The organism is Methanohalophilus portucalensis (assembly GCF_002761295.1).
Lineage (GTDB): Archaea > Halobacteriota > Methanosarcinia > Methanosarcinales > Methanosarcinaceae > Methanohalophilus > Methanohalophilus portucalensis.
In genome coordinates, this window is sequence record NZ_CP017881.1 from 293769 (window position 1) to 317235 (window position 23467).

Genomic DNA, 23467 nt, shown 5'->3' on the forward strand with positions numbered 1-23467 from the left:
TATGCAGTCACTGGTTGATGCTCCACGTATAGGAGAAAAGATGGCACAGCGCTTTATATCTCATTTTGGATGTGAAGAGGACGCCATGGCGGCAATTCTCAGAGGGGATATAGCCAGTATATCGGAGATCGAAGGGGTAGGAAGAAGGTATGCCATATCCCTCGTACACGATGTGAGATCAACAGAGGATGGTATTGATATCTCCTCTTTTTTGAAAACCCGGGATTCAGTCGATATTTATGAAAGGGTAATTGATTCTATCAAAAATTATGCTTCTACCCCCTATGCGAGGGATAAGTTGCACACTTATATCCCATATCCTTCAAGCAGGAAAGACCTTATTGGCATAAACCGGGACTGGGTTGAAAACCATATGGAATATCTCTCCATGCTCGATGATATGGATAGGATTTCAGCAAGTCTTTCCAGAATAAAACCTCTGAAAAACTTTCCTTCAATTCCCCGGGTCAGGGATAGGGTAATTGTCACTTCAAATACTGATGATTACAGCATTTTAAAAGAAAAATATGGTAAAAGCATTGAGGTCCAGCTGGTGGAAGATCCTCTGGAATTTGCAGATGTTGCACGCAGTTATCCCCATGTAATTGCCATAGGAGAACCCTTCCTGGAATATGATTTTCCAGAGGATACGAATCCTGAAATAATAACAAATACCCGGGAAATTGAGGAATGGCATATTTTACCCGAAAAACAAATTTCTTTTTTTGCTTTCAATCATGAACGAATAATGAATGCATTGGATCTTGCAATTATACTGGATAAAGCGGGCATACCTTCAATAGTCAATGCGGATATTTCGTCTCTTAGCAATCTCATGGCTGCCATTAATCCTGAAGGAAATATTGTTGAAGGCAGGGACGGCGAAATAGACCGCTTACACCATATTCTGGACAATGTGGATTCGGAACTTACAAAATATGTAGACCAGTGCAACCGGGAAATAAATGATCTCCTCCAAAAAAGTAGTATTACACTCAGCGGGAATGACATGTTGGGTGTTATCAGGGATGAGGTGGAGTTAAAGGATATTCTTTCACGCAATATATCGGCATCTTTCAGCCAGATAATTAATGATGCCAGGAAAGAATTCATTGACACTCTTTCAATGAAGCAAAATGAATGCCTATTTGTGGATTATTTTTTCCCCTCTGAACTTTGTTATCCTGTAGAAGCCGACGTGTCCCAGTTACAAAAATTCAAAGAACAGATCAAACAGCAGATATTCCGCAGGGAAGTTACTCATAAAAGGGATATTGCATATGAGCTACACGAATTCAGGCAACCCCTGAAACAACTTGTTATGAGGTTACTTGATCTGGATGTGGGTTTGGCAGTGGCCCGTTTTGGTCATTCTCTGCAGATGCAACTTGCCGGCTTTGAAGATGAATGTGGTATGGGACTCAAGAATGGAAAAAATATTTTCCTTTGCGAAAAGAGTGTTGCTGTGGAACCTATAGATTATTCCCTGGGCTCGATCATGTCTCCTTCGCAAGTTCCCTCCTCTCCGGTAGTTCTCTTAAGTGGTGTGAATTCCGGAGGAAAAACATCCATGCTGGAGTTAGTGGCTCAATGTACAATTCTTTCCCACATGGGTTTCCCTGTGCCTGCAGATGAATTAAAGATAGGGCCGGTTGATAGTTTGTATTATTTCAGCAAATCCAGAGGGACTCTTGATGCGGGGGCATTTGAAACGACCTTACGCTCATTTTCAGCTCTGGCAGGGGCTGGATCCAAACTTGTGCTTGTCGATGAACTTGAATCCATTACCGAACCCGGAGCTTCTGCAAAAATCATAGCCGGTATACTTGAAACCCTTTCTGAAGAATCCAATACAATGGCTATTTTTGTTTCCCATCTTGCCGACCAGATACTGGAAAATACCGACGCTTCCATCAGGGTGGATGGAATTGAAGCAAAAGGACTTGATAATGAATTGAACCTGATTGTTGATCGCAATCCGATTTATAATCATATTGCAAAGAGTACTCCGGAATTAATCGTGGAGCGTCTTTTCAGAAGCGGGGGGGAAGTTGAAAGGGAGTTTTACAGACGTCTGAAAAATAAATTCGAAAAAGGATGCTAATCAGAGGCATCCCTTTGTACTTTTGACCCCTTTGCCCTCGATAACCGTCGCTTTTTTCATTGCCTGAGCAAATGCCTTGAAAAGGGCTTCGATTTTGTGGTGGTCATTGTAACCATATACAGTTGCATGTAGGGTGACTTTTGCATTGGAGACGAATGATTCAAAGAAATGCCTTGTAAGCTGGGTGTTGAATTCCCCTACTTTTTCGGATTCAAAAGTAGTGTCCATCACGAGATAACTTCGCCCTCCTATATCCACTACTACGCTGGCAAGAGCCTCATCCATTGGTATTCTTGATTCTCCAAAACGGGCAATTCCCGACTTTTCTGCCATTATCCGATCAAAGGCCTGCCCCATTACGATCCCAATATCCTCCACCAGGTGATGACCGTCTACTTCCAGATCACCTTTAGCATCGATTGTAAGGTCAAAACCTGAATGTCGTGCAAAACACACCAGCATGTGGTCAAAAAAACCGATGCCTGTATTTATCTGTGAATCCCCTTTGCCATCGATGTTGATCGTAAGTTCTATGCTGGTTTCTCTGGTAGTACGGGATACAGTGGAAATTCTTGGCATACTTACTCTCCACCAGAGATTTCCTCTCTGATTGTATTTATCGCTTCTGTAAGGGTAAAATTTCCTGCATAAAGGGCACTACCTACCACAACACCGCAGGCACCGGTCTTTTTCAGGGTCATTATGTCTTCCAGGGTGGTAACTCCTCCGGAAGCAATCACCGGTATTGTAAGTTCATTAACCAGCTCTGTTGTGGGTTCTGTGTCCACACCTTCCATTAATCCTTCTTTGTCTATGTTGGTGAACAGAATGCTTCCTGCGCCTTTTTCTTCGAACATTTTCCCGAGCTGTACTGCAGTATACTCGGATTGCTCGGTCCATCCCTTTGTAGAAACCTTGCCATTTTTTGAATCCAGGGCGACATTAATGTTTTCAGGCTTGAATTTTCTGGCAAGTTTTTCAACCAGATCAGGATTTTGGACAGCTGCGGTGCTTAGTATAACCCTTTTGGCGCCCATGTGCAGGAGGTTTGCAGCATCCTCAAAAGAGCGAATTCCGCCACCTACCTGTACTTCGACTCCTTGTCTTTCACACAGCACTATGATTTTTTCTATTATAGGGGCGTTTTTCCTTTTCCCTTCGATGGCTCCGTCAAGGTCTATCAGATGCAGGGTTTTTGCTCCCTGTCCAATCCACTTAATCGCAACTGCTTCGGGATCATCAAGTGAAATACGTTCCTGGTCTGGCAGTCCCTGTATCAACTGGACACATTTCCCGTTTTTCATATCTACAGCGGGGATGACCTCAAATTCCATTATTTACTCTCCTCAGGGTATCATTCTTTCGATGGGTACAACAAGTATGTCTGATGCACCTGCTTTTTTCAGTTCACTGACTATTGCAAAGACCTGGTCTGCATCAATAACAGCATGTACTGCATGGGTGGAATTCTTTGATTCTACTTTCATAACAGTCGGTCCCGCAAGACCGGGTAGTATGTCTTTGATATTTTCCAGTTTTCCTGATGGGGCATTCATCATAAGATAGCGTTTTTGTTTTGCATGGAGTACGCTTTCAAGGGCTGTTTTTATGTGCTGGATCTTTTCTTCCCTTTGGGAACTTTCGGCATTTGAAATCAGGTAAACAGATGAGCTGAACACCTCTGCAATTTTCCTGAGATGATTTGTCACAAGAGTTGTGCCGGAACTGGATATATCAACAATTGCATCCGCAATTCCCACATGGGGTGTCATCTCGCAGGCACCACTTACTTTGATCACTTCAACTGGTATGTCAATATTTTTAAAATATTTCTCTGTAATATTTGGGAATTCAGTAGCAACCCGCATGTTTTTCAGCTCTTCAGGGGCTTTTATCCCTGAGTCTTCAGGGACTGCAAGTACCAACTTTGCCCTCCCGAAATGCAGGTCCAGCATAACTTCAACTTCTGCATCAGTTTCATCTATAAGATCAAGCCCGGTAATTCCTACGTCTGCAGCTCCGTCCTGCACATATTCGGGGATATCCGCCGCTCTTGCGAATAAAAATATCATTTCCGGGTCTGTTGTTTTTGCAAAAAGTTTCCGGCTTGATCCCTCAAGTACCGGGAGACCTGCTTCTTTGAAGAGTTTCACGGTCGGATCGTGGAGTCTGCCTTTATTTGGTATTGCAATGCGTATCATCCTGGTTGCCTCTGGAATCTGGGTCAACATTTCCAATACTTTCATTGCATATAAAGGTTTGATGAAGAAAAAGTATCCATAAGATATCTTGCTTCCAGTAATTAATTCATTTTCATATAGTATCCAATTTATATAGAATGGATATTTTCATATCATCTGGGATTTGATACTGGAACCTTATTTAGTTCATATTTCATTGTTTTCATGAGGTTTGTTTATGCGGAATATAAAGGTTGAGCAACTTGTCCAGACACCTGTGGAAAATCAGGAGATAGAGCTTGTTGAACGTAAGGGTCTGGGACATCCAGACAGTATATCTGATGGGATTGCAGAGGCTGTAAGCCGTGCCCTTTGTGCGGAATATATCGAAAAATGCGGTGCAGTACTTCACCATAATACGGATGAAACCCAGATTGTTGCAGGTCGCTCCTCTCCTGCTTTTGGAGGTGGGGAAGTCATCAAACCAATTTATACTCTTCTTGTAGGACGGGCTACAAAAGAATTTAATGGTGTGGAAATCCCGGCTGAGGCAGTGGCTCTCTCGGCAGCCCGTGATTACCTGAGGAAGAATATTGTAAATCTTGATCTTGACAGGGATATAATCCTTGACTGCAAACTTGGTACGGGTTCTTCTGACTTGCGGGATGTTTTTGGCCGGGAAAAAATTCCCACTGCCAATGACACATCTTTTGGTGTTGGACATGCATCATTCTCCGAACTTGAGCGTATCGTCTATGATACCGAGAAGCAGCTTATAGGTGATCTGAAAGGTAAATTACCTGCAATAGGTGAAGACATCAAGGTTATGGGATTGCGGGATAAAGATGATATTTCCCTGACTGTTTGCTGTGGAATGGTTGACAAATATGTTGATGATATGGATGCCTATGTTAGTTTCAAGGAACAGATGAAGGATTATATTCTGGATATTGCGGGCAAATACACTGACAGGAACATTAATGCATATGTCAATGCTGCCGATAACACCGCAGATGGTTGTGGCTGTATCTTCCTGACGGTAACAGGCACCTCTGCGGAAATGGGTGACGATGGTTCTGTTGGTCGGGGTAACCGGTGTAATGGTTTGATAACCCCGAACAGGCCCATGAGTATGGAGGCAACCAGTGGTAAGAACCCTATCAATCATGTAGGTAAGATATACAATTTGCTTTCTACTCAGATGGCCTGGGATATTGTGGAAGCCGTGCCACAAGTAGATGAAGTATATGTGCGACTGCTATCACAGATAGGTAAACCTATTGATCAGCCCATGGCTGCCAGCATCCAGGTAATTCCCGAAGATGGGGCAAATTTTGCTACGGTTCAGGATGATGCCGAAGCAGTAGCCGATGAGTGGCTTGGTAATATTACCAAGGTTACCGATCTTGTTATAAATGGGGCAATTGACACTTTCTGAGACAAGATTGCCTCTTTTTATTCTTTTCAGTGGTTTTGAATTCTGTTTTTTTATTTTTGCTTTTAAGCGCTGGTGAAATTTCCTGCGGATATTGAATTTATATGCCTTTGGAATGGGAATTCGGCGAAAAGTCTATATAAGATTGTGAGGATGAGAGTATCTCGCTGAGTAATGTCCCGCCTTAACTCAGTTGGTAGAGTGCGCGGCTGTAGTATGGTTTGTGTGGATTATCCACATACCGCGCGGTTACCGCGATGCCCCCGGTTCGAGTCTGGGAGGCGGGACCAAACACCTCTTCTAAAGGGGTGTAAACAAAACCCTTATATAGAATTAAATGTATTTGGGTGCTGCTCTTGTGAGCGGAAAAGTGTGCCCGGACATTGTCCGAATAGTGTAGAGGCCTATCATGGGGCCCTGTCGAGGCCCCGACCCGGGTTCGAATCCCGGTTCGGGCGTACAAAACTTTTCCGAAAGGTCCCGGTTCTGCCGGGGCCAAAACTCACATCTAATTTTTCTATAATTCTGTAACAGAGTAGTATAATTATTGTTCTAGTAACACGTCTGTCCATGTGTATATACAATTACTTAGTTCTAAAACGATAATTTTTATATAGTTTTCATCCTTAGTTGTTTCAGAATGTCGGATAGAATATTGCTATGGAACAGAATCACAGATCACTACCTATTCAGATTGCTCTGTGTCTTTTTCATTTTCACAATATCTTTTTCTACAGGCGTGCTTGCCAATGATTCCTATGCAGTGACTGAGGTCTATTGTAATGGTGAATTATATCCAGAACATTTCACCCCTTCTCCGGTTCTGGATGCAAATGAGTCTTTCTCATTGGCGGTTGAGATGACCGTAAAACAGGCAAGCGTTGTCGATGTCACTATCGATCAACATATTTTGGATCCTGGTGCGTATCTGGAAATACAGAAAGGCCCATGTGCATTCAATTCAACTCATTCACGTGAGTTTGCCCCAAATGAGACTTTTACTTATAAGTGGATACTCAGGGAGACAAAAAATACGGCGTGTGGGCCGGTTCCGGTTGGATTCCACTATTCAATCAATCCGCTAAATTCTCCTGAGTTAACTATTGAGCAATCTTCTATTGTTGTAACTCCCCGCATCACGGATGAATATGTTGAAGATGAGATATGGGATGATGATTATCCTCTCTCTTTAAATTCCTACATCCCACGATCAGAATCATCTTCAGGGTTTTCATTTGTTGGTTTTTTCAGTCCTCTTTTTGCTTTTGCAATAGTGGGTGTACTATTGCTTCGTCGCAAAAATTAATAATATTGTGATTTATGGTTTCAGGATCAATTGAAAAGCTACAAATATTATTAGTAAATTGAAACCATCGGATAGACTTTTATACGTACATCTCTCCCTCTTATCCAATAATCGTTGATGTGATCATATGTCTTATAATATACTTGAAACACGTAATCTTGTTCCTGATGTGAACCTCATGAAGGTCGAAGCTCCGGATATAGCAAAAGTAGCGAAAGCGGGGCAATTTGTAATATTACGTATTGATGAAAGCGGAGAACGCATCCCTCTAACAATAGCTGACTTTGATGTTGATGAGGGTTCTATAACGGTAATCTATCAGGTAATGGGCAAGACTACCAAACAATTAACAATCCTCAAAAAAGGTGACACACTGCAGGATTTTGTCGGTCCTCTGGGTACCCCCTCGGATATCCGCAAACTCGGCACAGTAGTAATGGTGGGGGGTGGTGTCGGTGTGGCTCCTGTCTACCCGCAGGCACGTGCCTACCGTGAAGCAGGCAACCATGTAATATCTATAATCGGTGCCCGCAATGAAGAAATGCTCATTCTTGAAGATGAAATGGCAGAGGTGAGTGATGAACTCTATGTGGCTACTGACGATGGGAGCAAAGGCCATCACGGTTTTGTAACCGATATTGTCAAAGATATTCTTGACAGTGACCAGCAGGCTGACCGTATTGTCATAATCGGACCACCTATAATGATGAAAGTAGGGGCCGGTGTAACTGCTCCCTATGGCGTGGAAACCCTTGTTAGCCTCAATCCAATTATGATTGATGGTACCGGGATGTGTGGTGGTTGCCGTGTATCTGTTGGCGGGGAAACCAAGTTTGCATGTGTTGATGGACCGGAGTTTGATGCCTCCGGTGTGGATTTTGACCTTATGATGAGCAGGCTTTCACTTTACAGGCCGCAGGAAAAGGAAGCTCTTGAAAGTTACAACAAAAAATGCGGAGGGGATTGCAAGTGTCACTGAAACAGGAAATGCCTGAGCAAAAACCACAGGAAAGAATTGGAAACTTCGGTGAAGTGGCGTTGGGTTATACGCAACAACAGGCTGTAATTGAGGCAGGACGCTGTCTTGAGTGCAATGATCCCCAATGTGTGGCAGGATGTCCTGTTAATATTGATATACCAGGTTTTGTTTCAAGGATCAAGAACAAAGACTTTGATAAGGCTATAGGTCTACTCAAGGAATCCAATGCCCTGCCGGCAATCTGTGGACGTGTTTGTCCTCAGGAAGAGCAGTGTGAGAAACTCTGTGTACTTGGGAAAAAGGGTGAACCGCTTGCTATCGGAAGGCTTGAGCGTTTCTGTGCGGATTATGAAAGGGATGCAGGAGTAAAATCCCCGGAAAAAGCAAAATCCAGCGGGAAAAACGTGGCTGTCATTGGTGCAGGTCCTGCTGGACTTACTGCAGCAGCAGAACTTGCAAAAGCAGGGCATGGTGTAACTATTTATGAAGCCCTCCATGAACCTGGGGGTGTCCTGACCTACGGTATACCCGAATTCAGGCTACCCAAGGACATTGTCAAGCAAGAAGTAGATTATATCCGTAACCTTGGTGTTGACATAAAAGTAGATTATGTTATAGGAAGGATAAAAACTCTTGATGAACTCCGCGATGAATTCGATGCGGTCTTTGTGGGTACAGGTGCCGGTCTTCCCAGATTTATGCGTATTGAAGGGGAGAACCTCAATGGTGTTTATTCTGCAAATGAGTTCCTTACAAGGGTCAATCTGATGAAAGCCTATCGTTTTCCGGATTATGACACACCCATCAAATGCGGAAATAAGGTTGTTGTAGTAGGGGCCGGCAACGTTGCGATGGATGCTGCCCGCAGTGCTCTCCGGCTGGGTGCAGAAGAAGTAACAGTTGTGTACCGGCGTAGTGAGGCGGAGATGTCTGCCCGTATTGAAGAGGTTGAACATGCAAAGGAAGAAGGTGTGATTTTCAACCTGCTTACCAATCCGGTCCGTATCCTTGAAGGTGAAAATAAGACTGTGAATGGTGTGGCATGCGTAAAAATGGAACTCGGTGAACCCGATGAATCAGGCAGGAAGCGACCTATGCCAATTGAGGGTTCAGAGCATGTGATCGATGCTGATATAGTAATAGTTGCGATCGGAACGTCTCCAAATCCGGTTATCTTTGTAGGTTCTGAAGAACTTGAAACCACATCTAAGGGCACAATAGTTGTCGATGAGGATGCGATGTCATCCATGGCAGGATTATGCGCAGGTGGCGATGTGGTTACCGGTGCTGCAACCGTAATCAGTGCAATGGGTGCAGGGAAACAGGCAGCTTCAACCATTAGCCTTTATCTTGGTAACCAATCCTGACAAAAGGTTAATTGAAGAAAGGATTCATATCACTATAAAATGCAAAAAAAACGTTCTACATTTACTTTTGCTTCCGCAGGCAAAAAGAGTCGTCCCAAGACCCGGAAGACGCGAAAACGATCTGATAAACAGGTGTTAGCAGATCATATTTTCTGGTGTAACTCCTGCAATGTACCTTTAATAGGTCCTGTCTGTGATATTTGTGGCCGTGAAGGTACAAAATTACCCTTGACCTCTCCTTGTGATGTGAGATTTGCTTCTGCCTATGAGCGGGAATTACTTGATGGCCTGCTACGGCAACTTTATGATTGTAATCCTTTTGTTGACAGAGTCATACTGTTGAACAAGGTTGCAGGGGATGACCGCAATGATGAGGTGCTGGTTGATGGCATATGTATCGGGCATATTTATTTTGATATCCTGCAAAAACAATTCAGGTTTGAACCCACTGACATTGGTGCCAGCGTCCTGCTAAACCATACACATTCAAAAACAGCATATCTTCATTATACCGGTCGCCATCTGAACGGTAAAAAAATCTCCATGGAAGGTATCGACCATTTTTCACCGGATATCGAAAAAGGTGACCCGGTATTGCTGCGATGTGGAAATCTGGTGGGTATTGGCATATCTCTTGAGGATTCAGCTAATTACAGGCCGGGCAAACCTTTGCTTCGGGTCAAAAAAATCAAAAAGATTTCTGCAAACCTGAAGCAATCAGCGCCTTCCATGGATTCTGTCATTAAGGCCAACCAATCTTCTCTCAAAAGAATAGAATCCAATGCGATAAACATGATAAAAGGGATTGGCAATGATCCTGCCTATTCTTCTTTTCCCGTCAATGTATCATTCAGTGGGGGCAAGGATAGTCTGGTTGTGCTGGATCTTGCCCGAAAGGCACTGGACGCCAGCCGTCTCAGGGCAATTTTCCTCAATACGGGGATAGAATTTCCTGAGACAGTGCAATTTGCACATGAGTTTTGTAATGCCAATGATATAGAACTTATTGAAAAAAGGGCAGAAAATGCTTTCTGGGATAATGTGGAGAGTTTCGGTCCACCCGGCAAGGATTTCCGCTGGTGCTGTAAAGTCTGTAAACTGGGTCCTGCTAATTCGGCTTTTGAGTCCTGCAGTGCGGACAATCCCTGTCTTGCAGTTGACGGTAAACGCAAATATGAGTCTTTTTCCAGGCAGGAGACTGCCGCAACCGAGGCCAATCCCTTTGTGCCGGGTCAGCTGAACGTTTTTCCAATCAGGCAGTGGAGGGCTATTGAGGTCTGGCTGTACATCTACTGGAAAAAACTTGCTTATAATCCTCTCTATGACATGGGTTTTGAAAGGGTGGGTTGCTATCTTTGTCCTTCGACCCCGGAATGTGAATTTGAGAGGGTCAGGCAATTGTTTCCCGACTTGTATGAAAGATGGATGACATACCTTCAAAATTGGACGGCTTCAAAGGGCCTGCCCCCTGAATATGCCGAATATGGTTTCTGGCGCTGGCAGCAACATCCTCCTAAAATGCTTGCCCTGGCAAAACAGCTGGGAATATCTATCACACCTGTTGAAACAGAAGATTTCAGCATAAGTGCAGTTTCCGGACATTCTGTCTGTAGTGGAGGCGATTTTTCCGTTGAGGCCCGGATATGCGGGGTGTCACTTTTAGAAGCAGCGGATGTAATGAGAATGCTGGGTAATGTCGTATATTCCCCTGAGATAGGTGTTGTCCTCGCAAAGGGCCGCTCATATACGGTTAAATTCTTTGCATCGGGTAACTTGAAAGTAACAGCTGCTGACAGGAAGATTGCAGACAGGATGTACAGGAATACATGTTTGCAGTTGCTACGTATTGCCCGTTGCAGTGGCTGCGGGGTATGTCTCAATGCATGTGCCAGAGGTTCCATTGAATTGAAAAACGGGAAAATAAAAATACATGACTCATGCACAGGCTGTGGAAAATGCAACGAATCCTGTGTGGTAGTCCGGTATGCGAATCGGATCATTCCTGACATTTGATGCGCTGCTTTTAATATTATGAAATAGTAATATGAGGTAGTTTATTCAGAGACTATTATCAGTAATGTAAGGGAGTTTCATGGAGTTAAAAGATATAGACGGTGTATCTGTAATTATCGAAAACAGGTGGAAAATACTTGCTTTTATTGTTTTTTTCATTGTATTCCTGGCTCTTGTGAAAATTCTTCTACCTCTTGCAGACGGTATCGTGTTGGGTCTGGTTTTTGCCTATATCTGCAGGCCTATATATGACAAGATAAACAGGAAAAACCATTATGGGGCATTCATTGCGACGATGTTTATCGTAACGCCTCTAATTATCATAATAGGCACAGGTTTTATTGAGATATTCAGACAGCTTATCTGGGTTATCGAAAACCAGTCACAGGTCCTTGAGATCATATTTGATTTTATAAGGGCAATAGTGCCGGGTACATATTTTGAACGTATCAATCAGCTTGTTTGGGAATCATCGCTTTCGATTCTTTCTTTTGCAGGTAGCCTGGGTTTTGTTTCGTATGCCAAAAGCCTGGGTATGTTTATGATCAATCTGGTTGTGGCAATCTTTGTTTGCTATTTCCTGCTGCTTGAAGGTGAAAAACTGTATGCTTCCGCTGTATGTATCGCTCCAACGGGGACCCAGTTAAATACGGGCCGTTACCTTCGGGAGCTGGACCGGATACTGAGTGGAATATTTATAGGTAATGCCTACGCTGCTCTTAGTGTAAGTACGATTTCAGTAATTGTGTTTTATGCCTTTGGTTTATCTCATATACCGGCACTTGCGACCCTGATATTTATTGCTTCTGTGATACCCCTTTTTGCCGGTTATATGGTACTTCTGGCACTGTCTGTTATCAGGTACATAGAAATGGGTGCAGAGGCTGCAATTCTCTTTTTCATTGTGTCATCTATAGTAATCTACGTCCCTCCTGAGCTTTTCCTGCGTCCATATTTTGTGAGCATGAAATCCCAGATACATCCGGTAGTACTTGTCGTTGTATTTCTGGGTGGAGGTTTTGTAGGAGGAATAGCGGGATTCTTTGCCGCACCGGTACTCCTGGGGGCTTTGGTGGCGGCTTACCGGGTATATATTGACAATTCGAACAGCCAGGATACCGAAGATTCAGGCAATGATTTGGATGAAGCATGCCTTAAGAATGATTCCATTTGAAAAAGGTTAATAAGGATTGTTCCAATTTATCCAGAAGACCCGAGGTGAGTTCATGCAATTATTGCTTATCCATTCCGATTATATTGAATATGAAGTGAAAAAAAGTACTCCCGTTGCAGAGCAAATAGAGGATTCCTTCAAAAAAGGCAGACTAGATGAAGCTTTGACCGCTTTCATGGCGGTGGAAAGTACTGATGAGGCAAACCCGAAAGATGTGGCTGAAAAGGCAGTTGCTGAGATCAAAAAGACTGCATCGCAGGTAAATACTGACAATGTAATGCTTTATCCTTATGCCCACTTAAGTTCCGATCTTTCTTCCCCTAAGATGGCAGTTTCTGTAATGAAGGATATTGAAAATAGCCTTATTGATTCATTTAATGTCAAACGTGCTCCTTTTGGTTGGTACAAAGCATTCAAAATCAGTTGCAAAGGGCATCCTCTCTCAGAACTTTCCCGAACGATCAACCCAGAAAGCGAATCATGTGGTGAAGGCGTAGATACAGCGGAAGAAGTTGTATCTGAAGCCCTGAAAGCCGAAAGTACGGCCAAATCTTACTGGAAGGTCCTGTCTCCGGACGGTGTTCTACATGATGTTGATGATTTCAATTTCAATGATCATGAGAATCTAGGTACCTTTGTAGATCATGAAATCTCTAAAAGCAGGGCTGTGGAAAAGGTTCCTCCTCATGTTGAATTGATGCGCAGGCTTGAGATTGCTGATTATGAACCCGGGTCTGATTCCGGTAACATGCGTTATTATCCCAAAGGCAGGCTGATCAAATCCCTGCTTGAGCGATATGTGCTGGATTCTTCTGCCAGGGAAGGAGCAATGGAAGTAGAAACACCTTTGATGTACGATATGAACCACCCTACACTCAAAAAATACCTGGACAGGTTCCCTGCACGTCAGTATTCCATCGAATCCGACAAACGCCAGATGTTTTTGAGATTTGCTGCATGTTTTGGTCAGTTTCTGATGAGTCATGATATGACCATCTCCCACCACAACCTCCCAATGAAAATGGTGGAACTTACACGTTACAGTTTCCGTAAGGAACAGAGGGGTGAACTGGTGGGCCTGCGCAGGTTGCGGGCTTTTACCATGCCGGATATGCACACAATGTGTGGCGATATGGACCAGGCTGTTGAACAGTTCGGTCGCCAGTACCAGATGTCAATAGATGTGTTGAAAGATGTCGGAATCGATGTTTCCGATTATGAAGTTGCAATCAGGCTAACCCGGGAATTTTATGAGGAGAACAAGGAATTTATCACTGCTCTTGCAAAGAAAGTCAATAAACCTGTTCTTGTGGAAATGTGGGAGAAACGTTTCTTCTACTTTGTGCTCAAGTTCGAGTTCAATTTTGTGGATGCCCTGAAAAAGGCAAGTGCGCTTTCCACAGTCCAGATAGATGTGGAAAATGCAGAACGATACGATATTAAGTATATCGACCAGGCAGGGGAAGCTAAAAGACCTGTCGTATTGCATTGTTCACCCAGTGGAGCAATTGAACGCTGTATTTATTCCCTGCTGGAAAAAGCCTCGATGAAGGCTGAAGGTGGAGAAGTCCCGATGCTTCCGGTCTGGTTATCGCCCACGCAGGTCAGGATCATACCCATTGCAGAGCGACATATGGAATTTGCCGAAGAGATTGCATCACGTCTTCAGTGTCGTGCGGATATAGATGACAGGGAAGAAACAGTTGGTAAGAAGATACGTAATGCAGGACAGGAATGGGTTCCCTATGTGGTAGTTGTCGGTGACAGGGAAGCCGAAAGCGGTAATGTCAATGTCACTGTGAGGGAAGAATCCAAACCAAAGAAGCCTTCCAAGATTGAGATGACTGTGGATGAACTCAACAGCCGCATTCTTGCAGAGACTGCCGGGATGCCTCAGGGTCACCTGCCTCTTGCACAAAAACTTAGCATGAGACCAAGATTCATATAATATCATCTCGAAAATTAATTTATGGATATGGAACGCGCAATAATACATGTATCCGGTGTTGTGCAGGGTGTTTTCTTTCGCTCCTTTACCATGCAGAAAGCATCCGACATCGGACTTACCGGTTATGTGGTAAACCTCACGGACGGCAGGGTTAAAGCTGTTGTCGAAGGTAGCAAGGTAAAAATAGATGCCCTGTTGGATGCTCTCAAACAGGGCCCTCCGGCATCCCAGGTCAGAGATGTCGAAATAGTTTGGGAGTCACCAACAGGCGAATTTAATGATTTCAGTATCAGGAGATAATTCATCTCCTGTCAACTACTCTTTTGGGGCGTCCCTTGACTTTATAGAATTCCATCTCTCCTTCAGGAAGGAAATTGAATAATATCTCAAAGGCTTCCTCATTATAGGCATCCTGCAGACCAGGTTTGTATTGCAGGAAACTCTTCAGGAAGTTTTCCTGAACCATCTCGCGGTCACATTTTTCAGGTTCTTCACATTCAAGACTTACCCGTAAAGTGGTGTTTCCGGTTTCACCATAAAGGAATGCCTCATATTCACCGGTCAGGTATTCCATGTTATCTCTCTGGAAGACTCCTTTTTCAACATTCACACGGTTGAAGGGTGTTCCTTCCACCCAGAATGTCTCGGCTTCCCTTTCAGGATTTAATATTCGCATATGTGTCCTTCCACATTCACACTTGTCCCTGGAGACAACTACGGTAGTATCTTCCGTATCATAATTTAGCAGCAGACTACCACACTTTTCCCCCGGTGCAAGTAATGTTGTTAGGACGATCCTGCCACATTCACCATCTTTTACAAATGTTTTTTTGTGTGGATCATAGACATCCAGATGCACAATATCCTCGGGTACATGCAATCCGTTTTTAATTCTACACTCACCGCACATGGTACCTTCAGTACTTCCATATGTGTTGTAAACCGGGCAGTCCCATACCTCTTCAAGATACGTTCTGGATTCTTCTGCAAAACTTTCCCCGCCGACCACCATTTTGTTAATTGAGGTTTCTGAGGGTTCAATTCCCTGTTTTCGGAGCCTTTTTGCAAGACGTAGTAATTTGAATACACTTGCAACAACACCGGTAGGTTGATAACTTTCAATTATGCGGGGAGGGAACGTGCATTTTCCTTCAGGTATGATTGCCATGCCAATATCCCGGGCTGCAAGGGTCATCGTGTTTGCTCCCACGTTCATTCCATAGGAAGCGCACATGATTACCCTGTCATCTTCATTAAAATTCTGTGACACAAAACTTCTGCCATATTTCTGGGCGTACCTTTGCCAGTCCTGCCATGTAAGGAAAAACGATTTGGGTACTCCGCTGGTGCCACTGGTTTCATGCACTGTATAGACATCTTTCCAGCCTACACTCTTAAAACGAAAATCCGGTGTTTCAGGAGGCTGGTTGTTTCTTATGATTTCACCTGTAACAATTGGTAATTCCAGCAAATCCTCATGGGTGGTAATATCTGCGGGTGTGACATTATTTTCCCTGAACCATTTCCTGTAAAATGGCGAATTTTCTGCTGCATACTTGACAGTATATTTGATCCTTTCATCAACAAGGTTATCCAGTTCTTCTCTTCCGAGATTTTCCATCTCCGGGTTAAAATAAGGGATAAAATCATCCTCCTTATTTATCAGCGGATAGTCTCTTCAACTATCTCATATTCTACGGAAGAAACTTCCCTTTCAAGAGAAGTGACTCCCAGTACATCTCGCAATTCTTCGATACAGTCCAGGCATACATGGACTTTCCCTATTATTTTCCCCGGTTCTGCATCTTTTTCGGATCCGCCCTCAATATCGTAATCCATACATTCTTTTCCACAAAATATACAGCTCAAGAAACCCCCTCCTTCTTATTATATTTTGAAAAGATTTGTATATATTACTTTCGACCCTTTACAGAAGGGTTATTTTTATAAGTTCTCCCTTTCTATGGCTATTGATGTCTTCTTTTTTGAACAATAGTTCCTTGACCCCTTCTTCGATGTATGAAATTAAGAGAAGATATGAACTGCTTGATGAATTGCTGAAAGAGCTCATCAAATGTTCTGATGAAGGTGACATTATTCTGGTTGAAGGAAAAAGGGATGTTTCTTCATTGCGCAGTCTCGGTATACATGGTATTATTAAAAAGGTAACCCATATCCCCCTGCTTGATCTATCCGAAAAACTGCGGGACATGGATCGCTGTGTTATTATTCTGACTGATTGGGACAGAAGGGGAAATATACTTGCAGACAAAATTTCTTCCGATCTGGAATATATGGATGTCGATGTGGATACTTCTATCAGAAATAGATTGGTGTCCCTTGTTCAAAAAGAGATAAAAGATGTAGAAAGTCTTGATAGTCACATGAAAAAAATGAAACATACTGTTTTACAACAGTATTATTGAAGTAATTCTCGGGAAGTTGTCCTGCCACATTTGCGGCAGTAGTAAAGGACATTGGATTTCATCTTCATTACTTTTAACTTTTCCCTGCATTGAGTGCATATCTTACAGGAGGATGCTTGCATCATACTACCCTCAAGCAAGCATAGTTATGGAATCAAGGCGTGCTGTTCCCTCTACTGTCCAGTAATCGCACACATTGCAATATTCTATTCCATTTTCATTGACTTCCATTTCTGAATGGCATTCAGGACATCTTTTCAGTCTTGTCATATTATTCTCCCCATATATCTTTGAAATAGGATTAGTACTAAAAGTAAATTATTCGTACCCCACTTATTAGTAAATCCCGTTTGTACTTATAGGATTATTTTTGTATTTAAATGTAGTGTGACAATTCAACTTGTTTTTTATTAAATGTTATTTTCATGTATGTTTGGTCCTTCAGGTATTTCTCAGGAATGAATATCCAAAAAGCAGGATGGCTACTACAAATCCGGCGATTCCCAGTTCATTGGTTGCTGTGTCGGCTCTGGTAGCAAGATAGGCCGATGTAATCAGGATTATTGATAGGAATACATAGCTTGCGAAGTTTTCATACATCCTGTTTCTTTTAATCTCATTGGTTTTGTTCTCCAATTTTTCTATCCTGTAACCCCGGATCGTTTCGATAACGTCATCTACTCCCTGGGGCAAATTTTTGAAAATTTCAAGATAACGATCTCCTTCAAGCTGGAAGTATTCCATCGCCCTGCCCGGCGAATATCTCTGCAACATTACTTTTGTTATGAGAGGTTTAGCATCATCAATAAGATTGAAGCCGGGATTTAGTTCGAGGCAAACACCTTCGATGAGGATAAGGGATCTTTCAAGTGTGGAAAAATCACTTGGAAGAGATAGGTTGTATTTCAGGGCGAGGTTTGCATAACTGTCATTCTGTCTCTGGCCCAGCGCATAGTTTTGCTTTGCTATCAAATTATCAAGATCAAGTTTGAAATGACGCACATTGATATCTTCCTTTTTTATATCCGCGATTCTCAGGAAAGCCTCAAAAGCAATATCCAGATTCTTTTTGTATATTCCGTAGAAAAGGTTGAGCATGTTGCGTCTCAGTTCACCATCTATGATTCCGATTGCTCCAAAATCAATGTAGGCAATACTATTATTCTGGATGAGGATATTCCCTCCATGAGGGTCTGCATGATACAGGCCATCGAGATAAACCTGCTTTAAGTAACTGGAACTAATCATGTGGGTATATTTTAAACGCTGTTCAGGATCCAGGTCCTGTATATTTTTCACCGGGGTTCCTTCCATATACTCCATTACAAGTACGCTTTCAGTACAGTAGTCGTCGTATACCTGAGGGATGTTTACATCATCAATTGATTCAAAATTTTCCCGGAAACGCTTGATGTTGCGGGCTTCATTGCGAAAATCCAGTTCCTTGTTCAATAATTCCCGAAATTCATACAGGAATTCATCAAAATCGATGTTGTTTCCAAATCCCCCGATTCTTACGATGAAAGGCTTTAGGTCTTCAATTATGGATAGGTCAATGTTAATTTTGTTTATAAGGCCGGGTCTTGAAACTTTTACGGCCACTTTTTCATTATTCAGCTTTGCTCTGTATACTTGGGCTATTGATGCACTTGCTATAGGCTTTGTATCAAATTCATCAAAATATCCCATCACCTGTTCCATTGATATTTCAGGTTCGCCGTTTTGGGTGCCCGGTATTGCACATTGCAGGCTCGAAAAGGAAGGCAGCATCTGTTCAAACTCAAGGGGCTTTACGCGATCCTGCAATTTTGCCAGTTCTCGTATGTAACTTTGGGGCAGGATATCGGACCTTTTACTCATTATTTGGCCCAATTTAACAAAAGTAGGCCCCAATTCCTCAAAAGCAAGTCGCATTTTGCGGGCATTGTGCTGGTTCTCAACATCGAGATAACAGGTACCACGTCTACCGGGTATGTAGTTGCGATTTATTTCTTTATATAGAAGACTGAAAAGATTATATTTTGTAGAAATCCTGAGAATTTCCAGATATCTGCGAACCTTTCTTAACATCAACCCGTTTTTGCATTTTCCTTATTAAATATGTATTGTTATATTTTGTGGAATAGGTTTAATTAACATATGTGAATATTTCTTCCCATGAACAATATAGTCATTATAAGATACGGTGAACTGTCCCTTAAAAGCCCGGGTGTACGCAGTTTTTTCGAACGTACACTGGTCAATAATATTAAAGCAATGCTTGATCAGCAGGCAGTTTCATATAATAGAGTTATCAGGGACAGGGGACGTATTTTTGTTGAATCAAATGACGTGGCAGCTGCAGAAGTATGTTCGAATGTTTTCGGGGTGGTCTCTACCTCTTTTGCCCATAAGGTCGATCCAAATTTGAAATCAGCCGCAGAGGAATGTGCTGCAATCGCTGGTGAGTTCATCGCAGAATCCGAATCGTTTGCAATCCGTCCACGTCGCTCGGGGAATCACTCTTTTACCTCCGCAGATTTAGGAAGAATTTGTGGCGATGCGGTGTATGAGAAACTTGAGTCCCTGGGAAGGAATCCTTCGGTGAATCTTGATAATCCTGATAAAGAGATATTTGTGGAAATGAGGCAAAACGCCGCTTATGTGTTTACGGGAATTTCCAAAGGTGTGGGTGGTCTGCCGGTGGGTACTCAGGGTAAAATGGTGGTTCTGGTATCAGGAGGAATAGATTCCCCGGTTGCTGCCTGGTTGCTGATGAGAAGGGGTGTAAAAATTATTCCTGTATTCTGCAATAATGCACCCTTTTCTGATGAAGCAACCCGACAGAAAGCCATCAAATGTGTGAAAGTGCTTAACGAGTGGTCTGCCGGCAACCCCATAAAAATGTATGAAGTTCCCAACGGAAAAAATTTACAGGCAATTCAGGACAACTGTTCTCTCAAAAATACCTGTATATTATGCAAGAGGATGATGTACAGGATTGCTTTTGAAGTTATGGAAAAAGAAAAAGCATCAGGTATTATTACCGGTTCATCCCTGGGTCAGGTGGCTTCCCAGACAACTTTCAACCTGCATGCTGAAATTTATGGTCTGGGATTTCCGATATATCATCCCCTCATAAGTTTTGACAAAACTGAAATAATCGATCTGGCCCGGAAAATAGGCACATTTGATATTTCTACTCTGAGTTCTGCAGAGTGTGGAGCTGTCCCTGAGCGTCCGGAGGTAAGGGCCATGTATGATGCGGTAGTCGAAGAAGAAGCAAAACTGGATGTTGATGGTCTTATTGACTATTCCCTGGCAAATGCCAAGGTATTGTATGAGTTTGAGTGAAAATAAGGCTTGAAGGGATGGACCTGGCGGGATTCGAACCCGCGGCCTTTACGTTGCGAACGTAACGATCTTCCCCTGATCTACAAGCCCAAAAAAAAGACTGTGAAGACCTTCAGACAGGTCTTCCTACTTCTTCTACCTGTACGCTTTCGACGCCTTCGATAGTTGCTATGGCTTCCTCAACAGGCTCGGTTCCGCCTTCCAGGTCGCCTACAAGAACTGTAGCTTTAATGGCCTTGAGGCCAAATGCGATAGGCTCTTCGGCAGTTCCGAAGAGTTCTGAACCTTCAGGCAAAACACCTGCGATCTTTGCTTTGATCTCTTCAAGATCTCTTTCTACGCCATCGGGCATTATTTTAATAGTAGCTGCAACATCTCCCATATTTACACCTCATGGACCCATAAATCCACATTTAGGACAGACGTAATTGTTACTCTGCTGTCTGCATTTTATGCATCTTCCAAGTTCGGTGTCACATTCGGGGCATGCAAAACGTGCAAAACCCTTGTCCGAAAGGTGTACACCGCAGGAGGTACAGTAATTGACCTTCTCCATTGTATTTCTCCTTATTGTGATTTTACTATAAGTATGACGGATTGAGTACATAATCCGTATATAATTTAAAATTTCCCCCTGATGTAGGTACTTGTATCCCTGTTTCCCATAATAGTCCCTGTTATTCTGGAAAAATAGTTACCATTTACAATAGTGCAATTCATTTCATGTTGTTTGAGGTAGTGTGGAAGATAGGTATCCACACAACTCTGTCCCATTCTTATGATGTCAGAAGCGGTAATTTCCCGTAATAATTTCCCCTGTTGCAGGATTCCGTCCACATCTGTTACTTTAATATATTCTGCTCCTGTCATTTGGGCAAATTTAGCACCGATTGTGTCGGATGTGACCTCCCATGAATGAGGCAGGTCGTCGTTATCTGTAAGAAGTCTGTAGGGTAGCAGAATTCGTATCCCTTCAAAAGGTCTGAGGGTAGCAGTTGTATCAATTTTCGTCTTTTCCCTGAGGTATATGCCGTACTGTTCCATAGATAGGATTGCCAGCCAGTGAGAGGTATCATCATTAAAACCTGCTGTCTTTTCCATGTCCCTTATTATATCTGCAAAGGGTCCTCCGCCGGGAACCACGAGCAACTGTATTTTTTTATCCTTTGCCCAACTTTTAAGTGACAGCAGTAATTCAGGCCCCTGTTTTATCAGGCTCCCGCCCAATTTTAATACAACTTTCTCTTTCATGTTTTGTTCAGTTTCACTCCAGCAGATTGGCGACTGCATAGGCGGGGAATACCTTTGATATATCAAGGCTCCATTTCTCTGCAAGTGAAATGCATTCAATACCCAGTTCATCACATGTGTTTTTGATCAAAAATTCACCAAGTCCTGCTGCCAGGACGGTATTTATGTCGTTTTTGTGGCAAAGTTCTGAGATTGCTTCTGTGAGCCTTTCTTTCTGTCTATCCTTTACAGCTACTGCTATCTCTCTGACATCTGCCATGTCAATTTCATTCAGGTCCGCGCAGACAACCCTTGCAAGTCTCCTGGCAGCCTCTTTCTCTGATTTCCCTTGTCCGTCAGCAGTTTCACATGTATATGCATCTTCATCGATATCGGACAGGAGGAGGTAAGCATCCGCGCTTGTGGCAAAGAGCTCAGAGGCGAGTCGGCAATTCCCCTGACTTATCGCCACACTGTCCAGCAGGGCCGCTATATTTGTCCTCAGGACACCCTGATACAATAATTCGTTGTTTGCAAGACGTTGTGTATCGGTATTGTGTGCAATTACTTTCCCGTTTTTTACAGGGATTAAATCACTTGTAGTACTACCCATATCCACAAAAAGGCAATCTTTCATTTTTCTGGCAATGAAACTTGCAGAAGCCATCCAGTTTGCTGCGGCAAGGGAGGCAGGATCTTGTGTATGTTTTACAAAATTACCTCTCTGGTCCAGAAAATCAATCTCACAGCCAAAACTGTCTCTTACAATATCCATAATGCCAAGGACCCCTGCCGTTTTGTTTTCGTAACAATCGGCAAGTTCTCCGGTCATCACAACGCCCACATGAGATGGATTGTGCTTTTCTGAGATATTTTTCAGGACCGTTGGAAGTTTTGTTTCTTTCCAGAGGGGTACATAGTGAAGTTCACAGACAGCGCCGTCTGCTGAGGCTATTTTTGTATTTGCCCCTCCTATATCTATCCCGAGTTTTTTCATAAAAGGTCCTCCTTTCGGAATTCATAATTGCCGGTAATATGTACTGTTGATGGCAAGTTCTCTTCCAGGGCATCAATCAATAATTCTCCTATTTGGGGTTTGATTATTTTACAGATGCCCACAAGCGAAGTGGTTGGCCTGGGATTTATGTCTATTACATAGGGCCTGTCGCCCATTACAATATCAACACCTGTGTACCCTCTACATCCAAGCGCCCGGGCCGCCCTTTTTGCAGTATCGATAATCAGTTCCCTGTCAGGTGTTTCATAGGGGGTTATTCCTCCCTTATAATCAATGGCAGTTTTGTCCCCTCTTCCTGTAATTTCTATGTACTGGCGATTGATTGTCAGGGCAAGAGGTGCATCTGCACAGACAAGACTCACACTCAGGTGTTCTCCTTCTACATATTCGGTTACGACCATGTCCTGGGATATTGAAGGATTGGATGTAATGATCGTATTTTCCGCAGCACATCCATAACGTGGCTTGACCACATAATTGGTATCTTTTTTGAGCTCTTCCACAGTTTCAACAAGTTGAGGTACAGGTATTCCATTGTTTTCAAGGATTTTTCCGCACTTGAATTTATCCGCACACTCCCGGATAACTGCCGGGGATGATCCCATATTAGAGGTGTGTTCCTCTATTTCTTTCACAAGCCCCGCAAGCAGGTCATCGGGTGCAATTACCAGTGCAGCATCACATTTTTTGGCCTCGGCCTGTAAAACCGTCTTTATATTCCCTTCGTTACAATATACAGGGGTGCCGACCTGAATTTCGGTTGCAGATGTCGTATATTTGATCTCATGATGGCCTGCGACAAAGCTTTCTGCAAGGCTTTTTAGCATGGCTTTACCCTCAAGCAGGAAGGTACCTCCCATTCCAATACTTGTGGCATATTCGCAAATTAAGACGTTCATATTTCGAGAAATGTTTTATTTAATATATGCTTTGGGTTTATATCAACGAGACAAT

The 23467-nt window shown here is 43.0% G+C and carries 23 protein-coding genes and 3 tRNA genes; 13 read left to right on the top strand and 13 right to left on the bottom strand.

Translation table 11 applies throughout. The annotated features are described in order from the left end of the window. Position 1: 1 nt before the first annotated feature. A complete protein-coding gene (locus BKM01_RS01595; RefSeq protein WP_072360462.1) occupies positions 2-2104 on the top strand; it encodes a MutS-related protein in 2103 nt (700 codons plus the stop codon). Here BKM01_RS01595 and hisB read toward each other — a convergent pair whose 3' ends face one another. Genes hisB through hisG form a run of 3 tightly spaced genes read right to left on the bottom strand, consistent with a single transcriptional unit; the run spans position 2105 to position 4305 of the window. Then, positions 2105-2683: an imidazoleglycerol-phosphate dehydratase HisB gene (gene hisB, locus BKM01_RS01600; protein ID WP_072360460.1), complete on the bottom strand. Its 579-nt coding sequence runs from the start codon at positions 2681-2683 to the stop codon at positions 2105-2107. Positions 2684-2685: 2 nt separating this feature from the next. Continuing rightward, positions 2686-3438 (bottom strand): 1-(5-phosphoribosyl)-5-[(5-phosphoribosylamino)methylideneamino]imidazole-4-carboxamide isomerase, encoded by a 753-nt coding sequence (gene hisA, locus BKM01_RS01605; protein WP_072360458.1) that lies wholly within the window; start codon positions 3436-3438, stop codon positions 2686-2688. A gap of 12 nt (positions 3439-3450) precedes the next feature. Then, on the bottom strand, positions 3451-4305 hold the full coding sequence (gene hisG / locus BKM01_RS01610) for an ATP phosphoribosyltransferase (RefSeq protein ID WP_072360823.1): 855 nt from the start codon (positions 4303-4305) through the stop codon (positions 3451-3453). Positions 4306-4522: 217 nt separating this feature from the next. Between hisG and BKM01_RS01615 the strand changes: the two genes are divergently transcribed. The 10 genes from BKM01_RS01615 (at position 4523) to BKM01_RS01660 (ending at position 14806) form a co-directional block, all read left to right on the top strand. Continuing rightward, a complete protein-coding gene (locus BKM01_RS01615) occupies positions 4523-5722 on the top strand; it encodes a methionine adenosyltransferase (RefSeq protein ID WP_072360456.1) in 1200 nt (399 codons plus the stop codon). Positions 5723-5897: 175 nt separating this feature from the next. Then, positions 5898-6009, top strand: a tRNA-Tyr gene (locus BKM01_RS01620). Between the two features lie 95 nt (positions 6010-6104). Continuing rightward, a tRNA-Asp gene (locus BKM01_RS01625) sits at positions 6105-6177 on the top strand. Between the two features lie 182 nt (positions 6178-6359). Continuing rightward, positions 6360-7025, top strand: coding sequence for a sarcinarray family MAST domain-containing protein (locus BKM01_RS01630; RefSeq protein ID WP_084006312.1), 666 nt, complete (start codon positions 6360-6362; stop codon positions 7023-7025). Between the two features lie 127 nt (positions 7026-7152). Next, positions 7153-8004 carry a sulfide/dihydroorotate dehydrogenase-like FAD/NAD-binding protein gene (locus BKM01_RS01635; RefSeq protein WP_072360452.1) on the top strand — a complete coding sequence of 284 codons (852 nt, stop codon included), beginning with the start codon at positions 7153-7155 and terminating at the stop codon, positions 8002-8004. Continuing rightward, the gene (gene gltA / locus BKM01_RS01640; protein ID WP_198926190.1) at positions 7995-9371 is read left to right on the top strand and encodes an NADPH-dependent glutamate synthase; all 1377 of its coding nucleotides are present in this window, start codon (positions 7995-7997) and stop codon (positions 9369-9371) included. The genes BKM01_RS01635 and gltA overlap by 10 nt, the downstream gene beginning before the upstream one ends. A gap of 39 nt (positions 9372-9410) precedes the next feature. Then, on the top strand, positions 9411-11384 hold the full coding sequence (locus BKM01_RS01645) for a phosphoadenosine phosphosulfate reductase domain-containing protein (protein ID WP_072360448.1): 1974 nt from the start codon (positions 9411-9413) through the stop codon (positions 11382-11384). A gap of 79 nt (positions 11385-11463) precedes the next feature. After that, positions 11464-12558, top strand: a complete 1095-nt coding sequence (locus BKM01_RS01650; RefSeq protein WP_072360446.1) for an AI-2E family transporter — start codon at positions 11464-11466, stop codon at positions 12556-12558. Between the two features lie 52 nt (positions 12559-12610). After that, positions 12611-14506: a threonine--tRNA ligase gene (locus BKM01_RS01655; RefSeq protein ID WP_072360444.1), complete on the top strand. Its 1896-nt coding sequence runs from the start codon at positions 12611-12613 to the stop codon at positions 14504-14506. Between the two features lie 27 nt (positions 14507-14533). Then, a complete protein-coding gene (locus BKM01_RS01660; RefSeq protein WP_236953531.1) occupies positions 14534-14806 on the top strand; it encodes an acylphosphatase in 273 nt (90 codons plus the stop codon). A gap of 1 nt (position 14807) precedes the next feature. On the opposite strand, the gene ftsA is transcribed toward BKM01_RS01660, so the two are convergent. Further along, positions 14808-16172, bottom strand: a complete 1365-nt coding sequence (ftsA, locus tag BKM01_RS01665) for a coenzyme F390 synthetase (protein ID WP_257790287.1) — start codon at positions 16170-16172, stop codon at positions 14808-14810. After that, positions 16169-16375, bottom strand: a complete 207-nt coding sequence (locus BKM01_RS01670; protein ID WP_072360438.1) for a hypothetical protein — start codon at positions 16373-16375, stop codon at positions 16169-16171. Before BKM01_RS01670 ends, ftsA begins: the two co-directional genes overlap by 4 nt. 104 nt (positions 16376-16479) lie before the next feature. Between BKM01_RS01670 and BKM01_RS01675 the strand changes: the two genes are divergently transcribed. Continuing rightward, on the top strand, positions 16480-16932 hold the full coding sequence (locus BKM01_RS01675; RefSeq protein ID WP_234993665.1) for a toprim domain-containing protein: 453 nt from the start codon (positions 16480-16482) through the stop codon (positions 16930-16932). 132 nt (positions 16933-17064) lie between these two features. Here the strand turns inward: BKM01_RS01675 and BKM01_RS10870 are convergent, their stop codons facing one another. Next, positions 17065-17202, bottom strand: a complete 138-nt coding sequence (locus BKM01_RS10870; protein ID WP_164999314.1) for a hypothetical protein — start codon at positions 17200-17202, stop codon at positions 17065-17067. 171 nt (positions 17203-17373) lie between these two features. Further along, entirely contained in the window at positions 17374-19002 is a 1629-nt protein-coding gene (locus BKM01_RS01680; protein ID WP_072360436.1) for an ABC1 kinase family protein, read from the bottom strand. 87 nt (positions 19003-19089) lie between these two features. On the opposite strand from BKM01_RS01680, the gene thiI reads away from it, so the two are divergent. Next, entirely contained in the window at positions 19090-20265 is a 1176-nt protein-coding gene (gene thiI / locus BKM01_RS01685) for a tRNA uracil 4-sulfurtransferase ThiI (protein WP_072360434.1), read from the top strand. Positions 20266-20283: 18 nt separating this feature from the next. Here thiI and BKM01_RS01690 read toward each other — a convergent pair. The 6 genes from BKM01_RS01690 to BKM01_RS01715 all read right to left on the bottom strand — a co-directional run bounded on the left by BKM01_RS01690 (position 20284) and on the right by BKM01_RS01715 (position 23412). Next, a tRNA-Ala gene (locus BKM01_RS01690) sits at positions 20284-20355 on the bottom strand. A gap of 22 nt (positions 20356-20377) precedes the next feature. Next, positions 20378-20647, bottom strand: coding sequence for an elongation factor 1-beta (locus tag BKM01_RS01695; protein WP_072360431.1), 270 nt, complete (start codon positions 20645-20647; stop codon positions 20378-20380). A 9-nt stretch (positions 20648-20656) separates the two neighbouring features. Next, the gene (locus BKM01_RS01700) at positions 20657-20821 is read right to left on the bottom strand and encodes an HVO_2753 family zinc finger protein (RefSeq protein ID WP_013038060.1); all 165 of its coding nucleotides are present in this window, start codon (positions 20819-20821) and stop codon (positions 20657-20659) included. Positions 20822-20886: 65 nt separating this feature from the next. Next, positions 20887-21516: an amino acid kinase family protein gene (locus BKM01_RS01705; protein ID WP_072360429.1), complete on the bottom strand. Its 630-nt coding sequence runs from the start codon at positions 21514-21516 to the stop codon at positions 20887-20889. A gap of 13 nt (positions 21517-21529) precedes the next feature. Beyond that, positions 21530-22492, bottom strand: coding sequence for a hydantoinase/oxoprolinase family protein (locus tag BKM01_RS01710; RefSeq protein WP_072360427.1), 963 nt, complete (start codon positions 22490-22492; stop codon positions 21530-21532). After that, a complete protein-coding gene (locus BKM01_RS01715) occupies positions 22489-23412 on the bottom strand; it encodes an ATP-grasp domain-containing protein (RefSeq protein WP_072360425.1) in 924 nt (307 codons plus the stop codon). The genes BKM01_RS01710 and BKM01_RS01715 overlap by 4 nt, the downstream gene beginning before the upstream one ends. Positions 23413-23467 lie beyond the last annotated feature (55 nt).

Excerpts from the sequence above, each read along its gene's own strand:
- BKM01_RS01595 (WP_072360462.1), top strand. The coding sequence starts at position 2 with ATGCAGTCACTGGTTGATGCTCCACGTATAGGAGAAAAGATGGCACAG.
- hisB (WP_072360460.1), bottom strand. The coding sequence starts at position 2,683 with ATGCCAAGAATTTCCACTGTATCCCGTACTACCAGAGAAACCAGCATA.
- hisA (WP_072360458.1), bottom strand. The coding sequence starts at position 3,438 with ATGGAATTTGAGGTCATCCCCGCTGTAGATATGAAAAACGGGAAATGT.
- hisG (WP_072360823.1), bottom strand. The coding sequence starts at position 4,305 with ATGATACGCATTGCAATACCAAATAAAGGCAGACTCCACGATCCGACC.
- BKM01_RS01615 (WP_072360456.1), top strand. The coding sequence starts at position 4,523 with ATGCGGAATATAAAGGTTGAGCAACTTGTCCAGACACCTGTGGAAAAT.
- BKM01_RS01630 (WP_084006312.1), top strand. The coding sequence starts at position 6,360 with ATGTCGGATAGAATATTGCTATGGAACAGAATCACAGATCACTACCTA.
- BKM01_RS01635 (WP_072360452.1), top strand. The coding sequence starts at position 7,153 with ATGTCTTATAATATACTTGAAACACGTAATCTTGTTCCTGATGTGAAC.
- BKM01_RS01645 (WP_072360448.1), top strand. The coding sequence starts at position 9,411 with ATGCAAAAAAAACGTTCTACATTTACTTTTGCTTCCGCAGGCAAAAAG.
- BKM01_RS01650 (WP_072360446.1), top strand. The coding sequence starts at position 11,464 with ATGGAGTTAAAAGATATAGACGGTGTATCTGTAATTATCGAAAACAGG.
- BKM01_RS01655 (WP_072360444.1), top strand. The coding sequence starts at position 12,611 with ATGCAATTATTGCTTATCCATTCCGATTATATTGAATATGAAGTGAAA.
- BKM01_RS01660 (WP_236953531.1), top strand. The coding sequence starts at position 14,534 with ATGGAACGCGCAATAATACATGTATCCGGTGTTGTGCAGGGTGTTTTC.
- BKM01_RS01675 (WP_234993665.1), top strand. The coding sequence starts at position 16,480 with ATGTCTTCTTTTTTGAACAATAGTTCCTTGACCCCTTCTTCGATGTAT.
- BKM01_RS10870 (WP_164999314.1), bottom strand. The coding sequence starts at position 17,202 with ATGACAAGACTGAAAAGATGTCCTGAATGCCATTCAGAAATGGAAGTC.
- BKM01_RS01680 (WP_072360436.1), bottom strand. The coding sequence starts at position 19,002 with ATGTTAAGAAAGGTTCGCAGATATCTGGAAATTCTCAGGATTTCTACA.
- thiI (WP_072360434.1), top strand. The coding sequence starts at position 19,090 with ATGAACAATATAGTCATTATAAGATACGGTGAACTGTCCCTTAAAAGC.
- BKM01_RS01695 (WP_072360431.1), bottom strand. The coding sequence starts at position 20,647 with ATGGGAGATGTTGCAGCTACTATTAAAATAATGCCCGATGGCGTAGAA.
- BKM01_RS01700 (WP_013038060.1), bottom strand. The coding sequence starts at position 20,821 with ATGGAGAAGGTCAATTACTGTACCTCCTGCGGTGTACACCTTTCGGAC.
- BKM01_RS01705 (WP_072360429.1), bottom strand. The coding sequence starts at position 21,516 with ATGAAAGAGAAAGTTGTATTAAAATTGGGCGGGAGCCTGATAAAACAG.
- BKM01_RS01710 (WP_072360427.1), bottom strand. The coding sequence starts at position 22,492 with ATGAAAAAACTCGGGATAGATATAGGAGGGGCAAATACAAAAATAGCC.
- BKM01_RS01715 (WP_072360425.1), bottom strand. The coding sequence starts at position 23,412 with ATGAACGTCTTAATTTGCGAATATGCCACAAGTATTGGAATGGGAGGT.